Origin of the sequence: Azospirillum thiophilum (genome assembly GCF_001305595.1) — a bacterium.
Lineage (GTDB): Bacteria > Pseudomonadota > Alphaproteobacteria > Azospirillales > Azospirillaceae > Azospirillum > Azospirillum thiophilum.
This window is the reverse complement of sequence record NZ_CP012401.1, coordinates 2,570,317-2,583,414: the sequence shown is the minus strand read 5'-3', so window position 1 is coordinate 2,583,414 and position 13,098 is coordinate 2,570,317. Positions and strand designations below refer to the sequence as shown.

Here is a 13,098-nt window from a genome sequence, read left to right as displayed (position 1 = left end):
GGGCGGCATGGCCGCTCCGTCCCCCGGCCGTTGGACGGGACGGCCGGCGCAAGGCAATGTCCGGTTTGCGCCGCACAAATGACCGGTGCGCCAATTTTGCCGAGGAGCCGAGGGCGTGCGCGACGAGATCGAGACCGGTGCCGACACCGCCTATCTGCAGGCCGGCACCCCCGCCTATCGCCGCGCCAGCCGAATCCTGTTCGTCGCCGGCTTCTCCACCTTCGCCACGCTCTATTGCGTGCAGCCGCTGCTGCCCGACTTCGTGCGCGAGTTCGGGGTGACGCCGGCCGAATCCAGCCTATCGCTGTCGCTGACCACCGGCGTCCTTGCCGGGGCGCTGCTGGTGGCCGGCGCCATTTCCGACGGGATCGGGCGCAAGCCGGTGATGGTGGCGGCCCTGCTCGCCGCCGGCCTGCTCGGCATCGTCGGGGCGCTGATGCCGGACTGGCATGGCTTCCTGGCGGTGCGGGCGATCGAAGGGCTGGCGCTGAGCGGCCTGCCCGCCGTCGCCATGGCCTATGTCTCCGAAGAGGTCGACCCCAAATCGGCCGGCGTCGCCATGGGGCTCTATATCGGCGGCACCGCCATCGGCGGCATGTCGGGCCGGGTGCTGACCGCCGTCGTCACCGACCTCGGCACCTGGAGGCTCGCGGTCGGGGTGGTGGGCGCGCTGGCGGTGGCGGCCGGGATCACCGTCTGGCTGGCCCTGCCGCCGTCGCGCCATTTCATCCGCCGGGCCGCCGGATTGCGCGGGCTCGCGCGGGCATGGCGCGGGTTGCTGACCGATCCGGCGCTGCTTGGGCTGTTCTCGCTGGGCTTCCTGCTGATGGGTGGCTTCGTCACGGTCTTCAACTATATCGGCTTCCGCCTGAGCGAATCGCCGTTCGAGCTGCGGCCGGCCATCGTCGGCGCGGTGTTCCTGGTCTACAGCTTCGGCGTCGTCAGCTCGCCGCTGTTCGGCGGCTGGTCGGGGCGCATCGGCTCCAACCGCACGCTGGCCGCGGCGGTGGCCCTGATGGTGGCCGGGCTGGCGCTGCTGGAGATCGACAGCCTGTTCGCCATCGCCCCCGGCATCGCCCTGTTCACCTTCGCCTTCTTCGGCGCCCATTCCATCGTCTCGGCCTGGATCGGCCGGCGGGCCGCGGTGGCGCGCGGACAGGCGTCATCGATCTATCTGTTCTGCTATTATGTCGGCTCCACGCTCGCCGGGACGCTGGGCGGGTTGTTCTGGCACGACCATGGCTGGACCGGAGTCGCGCTCTTCGTCGGCTTGCTGCTTGTGATTGCGGTTGCGGTCACGGCTGGGCTCCAGCGCAGCCGCTGATATTGCGGCGAACGGTCACACACGTCCTTCGGCTCGTTGCATCACGAACAATCTCGCGTCACGCTCTGCCGGATTGATGCGGCTGGAGTGCGCAGGGTTGAGTCACCTGACCGTCTATCTGGAAAGCGATGCCCGCCGGCCGGAGTTGAGCACCGCCGATCCGGACCTGATGGCCGGGCATCTCGCCCACATCGGCATCCTGTTCGAGCGCTGGGCGATCGACGCATCCCTGCCCGCTTCCGCTGACGCTGACGCCGACGCCAACGCCGATGCCGGCGCGGTGCTGCTGGACTATGCCGGCCCCATCGCCCGGATGAAGGCGGGACGCCGCTTCGGCTCGGTCGACGTCGTGCGCATCACCCCGGCGACCGAGGGCTCGGCCGCCCTCCGGGCCAAGTTCATGGAGGAGCATACCCACGGCGAGGACGAGGCCCGCGCCTTCGTCGAAGGGGCCGGCGCCTTCTACATCCATCTCGACCGCCGCGTATTCCGCGTCGTGTGCGAGGCCGGCGACCTGCTGAGCATCCCCGCCGGGACGCCGCACTGGTTCGACATGGGGGCGCGGCCGCGCTTCACCGCCATCCGGTTCTTCACCCGTCCCGATGGCTGGGTCGCCGTCCCGACCGGCGATCCCATCGCCGCGCGCTTTCCCCTGTTCGAGCCCCCTGTTCGAGCCTGACATCGCGGCGATGCCCTGACGTCCTCCGGTCCGCCCCATTCTCGCCTTAAAAATTTCACTTGAATCGCGGGCCGAATAGCGTAAATCAATCGGCACGACGCACCCGCACGTGCCTATGGCCCTCTGTGGTTATGCTACGACGTACCGCGTCCTTTTTGGAAGAACCGGCCATTCCAGTGGGTCGGTCCCGAGAGGGAGGTCAGTATGTACGCTGCCCACGGTGGGGCTGTGAGACGGTAGCCCTATAGCCGGTAAACGACGCGCCGTTGCCTGGAGCTTCACAGCCCGGGGCCGCTGCTCGCACCGGCTTTTTCCGTCTCCCCCCTTCCCAAATTCGAACGATCGACGATCCTGCTGCCCAACCAGCGCTCCAGCCTTGTGCTGTGCGTTGCCTGCGTGGCCTGGGGTCGCCGTCTGCTCACCGGGCCGGCTTGCATGCCGCGGCCCGGGGATAGGAGTGCGCCATGGGTTTCCTGCGTTCCCGTTCCGCCGTCACCCCGCTCCGCCGCGTCGGCATGAACGACAGCAGCGCCGTTTCGCTGTCCGGCAGCGGCCGCCGCTCGACCGTCGCCCAGGCGGTCGCCCTGCACCGGCCGGAAGAGCCGATGCACTGCATCCGCCCCGGCGTGCTGGCTGACACCGCCGGCAGCTTCCTCGCCGCCTTCGGCGAGGCGACCGACGCGTCGGCCCGCGGCGGCGACGTGCTCTATGCCGTGAAGTGCAATCCGGAACCGGCGGTGCTGCGCGCGCTGTGGGCCGGCGGCGTGCGCCATTTCGACGTCGCCTCGCCCGGCGAGATCCGGCTGATCCGCCAGATGTTTCCCGACGCCGTGCTGCATTACATGCATCCGGTGAAGGGCCGGCAGGCGATCCGCAACGCCTATCGTCAATATGGCGTGCGTGACTTCGTGCTCGACAGCCGCGAGGAGCTGGCCAAGATCCTGGAGGAGACGGACAACGCCGCCAACCTCGGCCTCGTCGTGCGTCTGGCACTGCCGAAGGGCAATGCCGTCTACGACCTGTCCGGCAAGTTCGGCGCCGCCATGGCCGACGCGGCGGACCTGCTGCGCGAGGTCCGCGCGGTGGCGCCGAAGGTCGGGCTGTCCTTCCATGTCGGCTCGCAGATGCTCGATCCGTCGGCCTACGAGCGCGCCATCGCGCTGGCCGGCCGGGTCATCGCCGACAGCGGCGTCGCCATCGACGTGCTGGATGTCGGCGGCGGCTTCCCGGTGTCCTATCCGGGTGTCACCCCGCCGCCGCTCGGTGACTTCATGGCCGCCATCGCCCGCGGCGTCTCGGCGCTCGACCTGCCCGCAAGCTGCCGCCTGTGGTGCGAGCCGGGCCGCGCCCTGGTCGCCCCCGGCGTCTCGCTGGTGGTGCAGGTGGTCAAGCGGCGGGGCGGCGAACTGTTCATCAACGACGGCGTCTATGGTGGGCTGTCGGACGCTGGCGTGCCGGGATTCCGCTTCCCGGCGCGGCTGATCCGTCCGTTCGAGGCGATGTCCGACGCTGGCGAGGAGGCGTTCAGCTTCTACGGCCCGACCTGCGACAGCGCCGATCGGATGAACGGCCCGTTCCACCTGCCGGCCGACATCAAGGCCGGCGACTGGATCGAGCTAGGGCAGCTCGGCGCCTACGGCTCCTGTCTGCGCACCGCCTTCAACGGCTTCGATCAGGCGCGCATCGTCGAGGTGTCGGACGCGCCGCTGTTGGCCACGCCCGGCTACCGTCTGCAGTCCTGCGCCGCCTGAGCGGAAAAGCCGGAGTCAGCGGAAAAGCCGGAATCTGTGGATAAAGCGTAAAGACACCCGTAACATTCACCGGCCCGGCGCAGCTCGCCCCCTTTTTATCGAAGAGGCGAGTGCGTCGGCTTATGTCGTTGGCCTAAACTACCTCGGGGAGACAAAACATCATGGCCCTGGACACGAAGCTCTGTACGTTCACAGGCCGCATGGTCATCATTGGATTCGGTTCGATCGGCCAGGGTGTCTTGCCACTGCTGTTGCGTCACATCGACGGACTTACCGCCGACCGGATCACCATCGTCACCGCCGAGGAGCGCGGGCGGGAGGAGGCGGAGCTGTATGGCGTCGCCTTCCACAACAACCCGCTCGACAACGATAATTTCTTCCAGGTGCTGAAGCCGCTGATCGACCGTGGCGATTTCCTGGTCAACCTGTCGGTCGACGTGTCGTCGATCGCGCTGATCGAATTCTGCCAGCGGGTCGGCGCCTTCTACACCGACACCTGCACCGAGCCGTGGGCCGGCGGCTACACCGATTCCAGCCTGTCGCCGTCGCTGCGCTCGAACTATGCGCTGCGCGAAACGGCGCTGGCCCTGCGCCGCCGTTTCGAAGGCGGGCCGACCGCGCTGATCACCCATGGAGCGAATCCAGGGCTGGTGTCGCATTTCGTCAAGCAGGCGCTGCTGAACGTCGCCGCCGACACCGGGGTCGTGACCGACGTGCCGACCGACCGCGACGGCTGGGCACGGCTGGCGCAGCGGCTCGGCGTCAAGACCATCCATGTCGCCGAGCGCGACACCCAGGTCTCGAACCAGCCCAAGCGCATCGGCGAGTTCGTCAACACCTGGTCGATCGACGGATTCGTCAGCGAAGGCTGCCAGCCGGCCGAACTTGGCTGGGGCACGCACGAGAAGCAGCTGCCCGACGACGGCCGCCGGCACGAGTTCGGCTGCGGCTCCGCCATCTATCTGATGCGGCCGGGCGCCGCCACCCGCGTGCGCACCTGGACTCCGCTGGAGGGGCCGTTCCACGGCTTCCTGATCACCCACAGCGAAGCGATCTCGATCTCCGACTATTTCACGGTGCGCGAGGGCGACCGCGTCGTCTACCGCCCGACCTGCCACTATGCCTATCACCCCTGCGACGACGCGGTGATGTCGCTGCACGAACTGGCCGGCAAGAACTTCAACATCCAGGCCGAACAGCGGCTGATGATGCACGAGATCACCGACGGCATGGACGAGCTCGGCGTGCTGCTGATGGGCCACGAGAAGGGCGCCTACTGGTACGGCTCGCGCCTGGCGATCGACGAGGCGCGGGGGCTGGCGCCCTACAACAACGCCACCTCGATGCAGGTGACCTCCACCGTCCTGGGCGGCATCGTCTGGGTGCTGGAGAATCCGAATCGGGGCGTGGTCGAGCCGGACGAGGTCGATTTCCGCAGGGTGTTGGACATCGCCGAACCCTATCTCGGCGAGGTGATCGGCGCCTATGGCGACTGGACTCCGCTGCAGGACCGCAACGTCCTGTTCCCCGAGGACATCGACGAGGACGATCCGTGGCAGTTCAAGAACTTCCGGGTCGTTTGAGAGAGTTTGGATGACGTATCGCAGCCCGCGCCACCGCATGCGGGGCGCGGGCTGCGGCTGCGGTGCCACAGGGCGGACGGCGACAGGATGACATTGCCGGCCGACGCTCTGCGAAACCGTTGACTTGGGCTTGCGCTTCCCCCAATCGTTCAGCCATGTCCAAGCACGTCTCCCGGCGCGCCCGCGCCAAAGCTCCGACCGCCGCCAACCCCATCCTGCGCTCCGGCATCGTCGGGCTGATGGTGGCGTGCGGGGTCGCCGCCGTGGATCTGGCCCTTCCGGACACGGCGAATGCCCAATCGTCGAACGGCCAGCCGTCCAACGGCCAGGCCCCTGGCGCCAAGCCCGCCGCCGCCCCGGCGGCGAACGGAACCGGCTCGCCGCGCGCGTCGCAGGATCCCGTCCTGCTGACCGCCGATCAGGTGACGTTCGACGAGGTGAACAGCCTCGTCACGGCCAGCGGCAACGTCGAACTGGCGCAAGGCAAGCGCAGCGTCCGTGCCGACAAGATCACCTACGACCAGAAGACCAAGATCGTCACCGCCACCGGCAAGATCCGGCTGGTGGAGCCGTCCGGCGACATCATCTTCGCCGACTACGCCGAACTCACCGACGACATGAAGGACGTGTTCATCGAGAACATCCGCGTCCTGATGACCGACAACGGCCGTGTCGCCGGCAACGAGGGTGAACGGCGCGAGGGCCGGCTGACGCGCATCAACCGCGGCGTCTACAGCCCCTGCGACCTGTGCAAGGAGGACCCGACCCGGCCGCCGCTGTGGCAGATCCGCGCCGTGCGCATCGTGCACGACAACGAGGAGCACGAGGTCCGCTACAAGGACGCGACGATGGAGATCTTCGGGATCCCCGTCGGCTACACCCCCTACCTGTCGCATCCCGATCCGTCGGTCGACCGCAAGAGCGGCTTCCTGACGCCGTCCTTCGGCAACGACTCCAACATGGGCGCGATCCTCAAGACCCATTATTACTGGGACATCGCACCGGACCAGGATGCGACCTTCGACCTGCATTATTACTCGCAGGAGGGACCGCTGCTCGGCGGCCAGTACCGCAAGCGGTTCGAGAACGGCCGGCTGGAACTGGAGGGCGCGATCACCCGCGGCGACGTCGCCAACTCGACGACCGTCCCGAAGGAAACGCGCAACCGCGGCTACATCGCAGCGCGCGGGCTGTTCGACATCGACGAGACGTGGCGCGCCGGCTTCGACATCAAGCGGGCGAGCGATCCGACCTTCCTGCGGCGCTATTACGGCTTCCGCGAGGATTATCTGACCAGCAAAGCCTATGTCGAGGGCTTCCGCGGCCGGAATTATGCGGCGGTCACCGCCTACAGCTTCCAGGACATGCGCTACGGGAACACGATTCCCGAACCGGTCACCCTGCCCTACGCCCAGTACAATGCGCTGGGCGAACCGGGGAGCCTGCTCGGCGGTCGCTGGTCCTTCGATACCAGCCTGCTGGCGGTCTCCCGCCTCAAGAATGGCGGACCCGACACCCAGCGCATCATGGCGCAGCCGGGTTGGGAACGGAACATCGTCTCCAATGCCGGCTTCGTCACCAACCTGTCGGGCAGCGTGCTGATCGCCGGCTACACGGCGCAGCAGTTCAACACCGCCGACCCGTCATCGCGCGGCGACGACAACGCCAGCCGCTTCCGCTTCTTCCCGCAAGGGCAGGCGACTGTGCGCTATCCGTTCGTCCGCTACGGCGAAAGCTCGTCGCAGCTGGTCGAGCCGATCGGGCAGCTGACCGTCGCGCCCAAGTTGTCCAACTCCAAGGTCTTCCCGAACGAAGACAGCCTGGACATCGAGTTCGACGACGTGAACCTGCTGCAGCCGAACCGCTTCACCGGCATCGACCGGCTGGACGACGGCATGCGCTTCACCTACGGCATCCGTACCGCCATCTATGGCAATAGCCAAGGCTCGGCCAGCCTGTTCCTGGGCCAGAGCCATCGCCTGACCGACAGCAGCGTCGGCTTCACCGGCGGGTCGGGTCTCGAGGACCGCGTGTCCGACTATGTCGGGCGGCTGGACCTGCAGCCGGCCGACTGGCTGGATGTGAATTACGGCTTCCGCATCGACCACGAAACCTTGAAGCCGCGCCGCCACTCGCTGAACGCGTCGGCCGGCGTGCCGCTGCTGCGGCTGTCAACCGCCTACACCTATGTCGATCAGACCACGTCGCGCACAGCGGTCACCCGCAACCGGGTGGAGCAGGCGAACTTCGGCCTGTCGTCGCAGCTTACCAACTACTGGAACCTGGGAATCGGCCATACCCAGGCGATGGAACCGCAGCCGGGGCCGCGCTCCAGCGTGGCGATTCTCACCTATTCGGACGAATGCCTGATCTTCCAGACCGTGGCGCAGCGCGATTACACGATCAGCACCACCGGGGAAAAGGACGGGAACACGATCTTCTTCCGTCTGGTCTTCAAGAATGTCGGCGAGTTCAAGAGCCCCGGCCTGAACGCCAGCTTCCTCGGCGGCGGATCGTCCAACCAGTAATCGCGATCCGCAACCGGAGCGACGGCAGGATGCGGCAGAAACGGACGGCCAGGGGGGTTGCATCCCTTCGCCGTTGCCGTTAGCCATTAACGCCCCGACCTGACAGCCTGCCGCGACGCATCATGACCCTGGGACGTTACGACTACGAAAGACGGTATCGCCGACGGCTGAGGGCCGGCGTGATCAAGTACGGACTGCTGGCAACGCTCGTGCTCGGTGTCGGGCTCTTCTCCTACCAGATGGGCATCGAGCAGTTGAAGGGCCGCGACGTGACCCTACGCGAGGAAATCGCGACGCTGTCCCGCCAGAAGGCGGAGCTCGAGCTGCTGGCCAGCCAGATGCAACATGCCGCCCGTACCGCCGAGGCGCGCGTCGCCGAGTTGGAGGGCCGCCTGCAGCGCGAGGTGCCGACCGGCGACCTCGCCAAGCTGGCCCAGCTGGTGGCCGAACGGCTGAAGGGTGGACTGGATGCCAACCGCCTGGCCTTCGTCATTTCCCAGGCCCAGGTTCCGCGCAACTGCCAGCCGACCGATACCAAGCGCTTCACGCTCAGCACCCCGCTGCTGAAGGGCGGTGCCCGCGGCGTGACCTTCGGCAACGGCACCATCACCGTGTCGGGCGAGGGCCAGTCGGCCCACAATGCCCAGGGCAACCCCGAAAGCTGGTTCGATCCGGGCCAGCCCGTGACGATCCGCATCACCGGCATCGGCGGCAAGGGCACCACGATCAGCGGCGTGCTGCCGCTGCATCAGTCGCTGGTGGTCGACAACAGCGAATACCGCTTCAGCATCGCTGCCTCGCAGCGCTCCTTCGTCGAGGTCACGGCTGACCGCTGCGCCTATCCCTGACTTGCCCCATCCCGTGCGGGCACCGCGAAGCCGCGCGGCGGAGCTCCCGCCGCATGGATGTCCCACATGGTGGCATAGGCCGTCTCGATGGAGCTGGCGAAGCGGTCGGTGTCGAACAGCGGGGCGGTGAGGCGTCCCTCCTCCAGTCGCCGTTTCAGCGCCGACAGTTCCGCCGGATCGGTGGCGAGGCGGCATGCGGCCGCTTCGTAGGCGTCCCAATCCGCCACCGCCAGCTCCGGCAGCCCGACTGCATGCAGCAGGCTGGCGGCGACCCGTCCGGCGAAGGAACGTCCGAGCACGCTCAGCACCGGCAATCCGGCCCACAGCGCGTCGCTGGCGGTGGTGTGGGCGCCGACGGGGCCTGAATCCAGGAACAGGTTGGCCAAGCGGTGCCGCGCGAGATGCGCCGGACCCGGCAGGCGCGGGGCGAAGACCAGCCGATCGGGTGCGACCCCGTTCGCCACCGCGGCGCGGCGCAGGTTGACCGCGACTTCCGGCGCTCCGTGCAGCAGCCAGAGCACCGATCCGGGCACCCGGTCCAGCAGGCGGCACCAGCGGCCGAACAGCACCGGGCCGATCTTGTAGGGCGCGTTGAAGGCGCAGAAAACCACGCCCTCCTCCGGCAGGCCGCAGGATGCGCGGCTCGGCACCGGTCCGATGATGCGCTTGCGGTCGTTGGGCTGGTAGCTGTCGGGCAGATGGACGATGCGCTCGCTGTAGAAAGGCTGGTGGGCGGCGGGGGCGACCACCGGGTCGGCGATGACGTAGTCGATGGCCGGGTTGCCGAGCGTTCCCGGATAGCCGAGCCATTGGGCCTGAACCGGTGCGGGGCGATAGGCGGCGATGCCGGGGCGGGCATTCTGGGTGTGCCCCTTCAAGTCGACCAGGATGTCGATGCCGGCCCCGTGGATCGCGCGGGCGGCGGATTGGTCCGGCAGGGCCGACAGGTCGAGGAAGCGGTCGAAGTCGGCGACGAGCCGCCCCCGCAACGGCCCGCCGTCATCGGGGCCGGTCGAGCAGCCGACGATCTCGAACCGGCCGCGGTCGTGCCGCTCGACCAGTTCGGCGATCAGCATTGCGGTGGCGTGCTCATGGAAGTCGGCGGAGAGATAGCCGATGCGCAGTCTTGGACCGCGGCTGCGGCGTTGCGGAAAGGCCGGCCGGATGCCACCGGTCTTCCAGGCGGCGTAGCGCTCGGCGCAGGTCCGCTCCAACTCCGGCCCGGCGCCCTCGCCCAGGAAGATCCAGGGATGCCCCTGCCGCGTCCGCCCGTCGCGCACCAGGGCGACGAGCTGGTCGGACAACGGCCCCAACCCGTCCCAGCGGCAGAGATGCCGGCGCTGCTGCACCAGTTGGGCAAGCACGCCGCCGGGGTCGGGCAGGCCGATGCGCAGCGCGCGCTCGAAGCCGGCGATGGCGCTGCCGCCGTCTTCAGGCGCTCCACCAGCCTGCTGCGCCCGCTCCTTCAAGGCCAAGGCGAGATTGGCCTGCCCCTCGGCCAGATCGGGGCGCAGACACAGGCAGGTACGGAAACCGGCGACTGCACGCTCCAGGTCGCCGCGGTCGCGGTACAGCGCAGCAAGCGCCAGCCGGGCGGGCACCAATGTCGGATCGAGGCCGAGCGACCGGCGCAACGGCTCCTCCGCCTCATCCAGGCGGCCGAGGTCGCGCAGCAGGACGCCCTGGTTGCAGGCGGCGGGGGCGAAGCCGGGCATCAGGCGGGCCGCTTCGCCATAGGCGTCCGCAGCCTCCGCCAAGCGGCCGAGCGCCTGCAGGGTGACGCCCCAATTGTAATGGTTGCCGCCGAACTCCGGCAGCCAGGCCAGCGCGATGCGATGATGCGCCTCCGCCTCCGCCAGCCGGCCCTGGCGGCGCAGCGCCTCGCCGAGATTGGAGCGGGCGACCGCCTCCTCCGGCGTGCCGGCCTGCCCTGCCCGGTCGAGCGCGCCGAACAGTGCGGACAGCAGCGCGCCGTCGCCCGGCCTTCCGGCCAGACGACGGCGCAGGTCGGCGATGCCGGACCCTTCGGTCACTTGCCCGGTCACTTGCGTTGCCACTGGCCCGCAGCGGTCATCACGAACTGGCCGGCCGGCGTGCGCTCGATCAACTGCTGCCCGGCAACCGCCTGGACCTTGTCGAGCGCGGTGCCGTTGCCCTGGGCGATCTCCCGGTAGCGGGCGAGCCGCTGGGCGTTCACCTGCGCCGCCAGCGCCTGGGCTGTGGCGGGAGCGCCGGGGACGGTGCCGACCAGCCCGTCGGGACGCTCGCCGATCTGGCCGGCGGCCTTTGCGGCGGCCAGCGCGTCCTGGGCCAGCGCCAGCGTCGGCAGGGACGATGCCAGCAGCCCGGCGGCAAGGATGGACAGGGTCAGCCGGGTGAAGCGGCGGCGGGTCATGAGATGGCTGGTCATGGCTTTTTCCCCTTCGCAGAGGAGGGAGCGGAATCGGTGGGAAGGCCGAACAGGGCGGGGTCGTTGCGGATGGCGTCGTCTACGTCGCGTTCCAGCTTGACCCGCACCTCCTGCTCGATGCGGACGTTCAGGTTGATCTCGATGGGCTTGTCGGGCGCTTCGATCTTCACCGTGGGGGAGCAGGCCGCCGCGGCCGGGATCAGCAGCGCGGCCAGCAGGCGCAGGGATAGGGGAATGGTCACCATGGTGGCGGTCAGGGGTCCTTCTGGTCGAAGCCGGTCATGCGGTCCCGCACCGTGTCGGGAATCCGGTAGACGTCGAGGTTCTGGCGCAGAATCCGGTCGAGCGCGCCCGACAGCTTAAGGTTAAGCGCAACCGGATAGCCATCGTAGAATGACGGGTTGGCACCGCGCAGCGACAGGCCGGCGCTGAGTTCGCCGCCGGCCTCCCCGTCGATGGTGATTCGCAGGGTCTCATACCGGAAGTCGGTCAGTGCCCCCATCAGCATGGCGGTCGGGCTGCCCTCCTCTCCCTTCATCGCGGCCGGCGGGTTGGCGGGGTCGTAGCGCAGGGTGCCCGGAGCGGTGGATTCCAGCACGCCGCCATCCAGCGTCACGCGGTCGCCGGCGAAGACCACCGGCAGGGTGCCGGAGAGCGTGCCGCTGGCCTCCAGCCCGTCGACGGCGATCAACTCCAGCAGCCGGGCGGCGTCGATGCCGTCGGCATGCAGGGTGACGGCGCCCTTGGGCTTGTCGGGTGCCAGTTTGAACGGATCGGCGCGCAGCGTGCCGCCGGCCCAGCGCCATTGCGCCCGGTCGACATCCAGCCGTCCGTCGCGCTCATAGCCGAACAGCAGGGTGCCGTCGGTCAGCGGGATGCCGACATCGAGCAGGCCGATCGTCAGCTTCTGGCCGGCTGGGATCACCGGCGGCGACAGGCTCGACAATGCCACCGTGCCGCTCACCCCGGCAACGGTCACCGGGCCGGCATTGCCGGCCAGATCCTTGAGCACCACCTGCCCGCCGGTCGTCATGCCCTTGGCGCCCCAGGCGACCGTCGCCTTGCCGGACAGGGTGCCGGACGTCTTCTGAAACAGGCCGGCGGCGAGCGGCGAGACGGCGGCGAGGCCGGGGCCTTTCGGAGCGAGCCGGATCGGCCGGGCCACCGCCTCCAGCGAGCCGGCGCCGGCCGCCTGGTCGTGGTGGCCGGTCAGGGTGACGGCAAGGATGCCCTGCGCATCCCTGGCGGTGCCGTCGATTGTCCAGGGCTCTTCCCCCGTCTGCGCGGCGCGCAGGGTGACGGCCAGCGGCACGACGGGCGCCGGCTTGGCGGTGTTGGTCAGCTTGGCGACGGTGGCCTCGAGGCTGCGCCCGCCTGCCGCCTGCCCCAGCCGCAGTATGACCTGTTCGGCCCGCAGGGTGACGGCGGGCGCATCGAGCCGCGGCGTCCTGACCTCCGCGGCAAGTCCGAGGGCAGCCTGCTCCGCGGTGGCGGGCGACCAGCGCAGCAGCGGCGCATCAGGGACGGCGCACAGGCTTCCCCCCTCCGGCAGGACGAGCGGCTGGCCGCTGACGGCAAGGCGTTCGGCGGTGACGGAGAGGCAGCCGTCGGGGGTGGCCGTCGCCGTTCCGCCGTCCGGTGCCACGACGAGTGCGCCGGACAGTGCGACGCGTCCCGCCATCGGCAGATCCAGTGCCGCGGCGGCGGCCTCCAGCGGGCCGCTGTCGGCGGCGACCTCCAGGCGCAGGCCACGCCAGTCGTCCGCGAGCCGCAGGCCGGTGACCTGGACGGCGGCCCCGGCAAAGCCGGCCTCCCGCATCGCCTCGGTGGCGAGGCCGCCGAGCAGGGTCGGGCCGGCCAGGATCGCGCCGCCGATGGCGGCGATGCCCAGCGTCACCGTGGCCGCCGCCGTTCCCGCCGCCATTCCCGCCAATGCCCGTGCCAGCCTCACCGGAGTCCCCTTCCCCTTTTTCCC

The 13,098-nt window shown here is 69.2% G+C and carries 10 protein-coding genes; 6 read left to right on the top strand and 4 right to left on the bottom strand.

The annotated features are described in order from the left end of the window. The first annotated feature begins 115 nt into the window (after positions 1-115). The 6 genes from AL072_RS11915 to AL072_RS11890 all read left to right on the top strand — a co-directional run bounded on the left by AL072_RS11915 (position 116) and on the right by AL072_RS11890 (position 8,713). Positions 116-1,324, top strand: coding sequence for an MFS transporter (locus AL072_RS11915; RefSeq protein ID WP_045580144.1), 1,209 nt, complete (start codon positions 116-118; stop codon positions 1,322-1,324). 97 nt (positions 1,325-1,421) lie between these two features. Continuing rightward, positions 1,422-2,003 (top strand): 1,2-dihydroxy-3-keto-5-methylthiopentene dioxygenase, encoded by a 582-nt coding sequence (locus AL072_RS11910; protein ID WP_045580145.1) that lies wholly within the window; start codon positions 1,422-1,424, stop codon positions 2,001-2,003. A gap of 464 nt (positions 2,004-2,467) precedes the next feature. Then, the gene (locus tag AL072_RS11905) at positions 2,468-3,754 is read left to right on the top strand and encodes a type III PLP-dependent enzyme (protein ID WP_045580146.1); all 1,287 of its coding nucleotides are present in this window, start codon (positions 2,468-2,470) and stop codon (positions 3,752-3,754) included. A 161-nt stretch (positions 3,755-3,915) separates the two neighbouring features. Beyond that, positions 3,916-5,337, top strand: coding sequence for a homospermidine synthase (locus AL072_RS11900; RefSeq protein ID WP_082108772.1), 1,422 nt, complete (start codon positions 3,916-3,918; stop codon positions 5,335-5,337). A gap of 155 nt (positions 5,338-5,492) precedes the next feature. Then, positions 5,493-7,865: an LPS-assembly protein LptD gene (locus AL072_RS11895; RefSeq protein ID WP_045580147.1), complete on the top strand. Its 2,373-nt coding sequence runs from the start codon at positions 5,493-5,495 to the stop codon at positions 7,863-7,865. A gap of 179 nt (positions 7,866-8,044) precedes the next feature. Then, complete coding sequence (locus AL072_RS11890; protein WP_245636670.1) at positions 8,045-8,713, top strand: hypothetical protein; 669 nt, start codon at positions 8,045-8,047, stop codon at positions 8,711-8,713. Here the strand turns inward: AL072_RS11890 and AL072_RS11885 are convergent. Genes AL072_RS11885 through AL072_RS11870 form a run of 4 tightly spaced genes read right to left on the bottom strand, consistent with a single transcriptional unit; the run spans position 8,704 to position 13,074 of the window. Continuing rightward, entirely contained in the window at positions 8,704-10,746 is a 2,043-nt protein-coding gene (locus AL072_RS11885; protein ID WP_045582266.1) for an O-linked N-acetylglucosamine transferase, SPINDLY family protein, read from the bottom strand. The genes AL072_RS11890 and AL072_RS11885 overlap by 10 nt on opposite strands. A gap of 8 nt (positions 10,747-10,754) precedes the next feature. Beyond that, positions 10,755-11,123 carry a YdbL family probable chaperone protein gene (locus tag AL072_RS11880; RefSeq protein WP_052709853.1) on the bottom strand — a complete coding sequence of 123 codons (369 nt, stop codon included), beginning with the start codon at positions 11,121-11,123 and terminating at the stop codon, positions 10,755-10,757. Next, positions 11,120-11,368 carry a YnbE family lipoprotein gene (locus AL072_RS11875; RefSeq protein WP_045580149.1) on the bottom strand — a complete coding sequence of 83 codons (249 nt, stop codon included), beginning with the start codon at positions 11,366-11,368 and terminating at the stop codon, positions 11,120-11,122. The genes AL072_RS11880 and AL072_RS11875 overlap by 4 nt, the downstream gene beginning before the upstream one ends. Before the next feature lie 8 nt (positions 11,369-11,376). Then, positions 11,377-13,074, bottom strand: coding sequence for an intermembrane phospholipid transport YdbH family protein (locus AL072_RS11870; protein ID WP_045580150.1), 1,698 nt, complete (start codon positions 13,072-13,074; stop codon positions 11,377-11,379). Positions 13,075-13,098: the final 24 nt, after the last annotated feature.

Coding starts and splice junctions, on each gene's coding strand:
- AL072_RS11880 (WP_052709853.1), bottom strand. CDS start 11,123: ATGACCAGCCATCTCATGACCCGCCGCCGCTTCACCCGGCTGACCCTG.
- AL072_RS11905 (WP_045580146.1), top strand. CDS start 2,468: ATGGGTTTCCTGCGTTCCCGTTCCGCCGTCACCCCGCTCCGCCGCGTC.
- AL072_RS11895 (WP_045580147.1), top strand. CDS start 5,493: ATGTCCAAGCACGTCTCCCGGCGCGCCCGCGCCAAAGCTCCGACCGCC.
- AL072_RS11900 (WP_082108772.1), top strand. CDS start 3,916: ATGGCCCTGGACACGAAGCTCTGTACGTTCACAGGCCGCATGGTCATC.
- AL072_RS11875 (WP_045580149.1), bottom strand. CDS start 11,368: ATGGTGACCATTCCCCTATCCCTGCGCCTGCTGGCCGCGCTGCTGATC.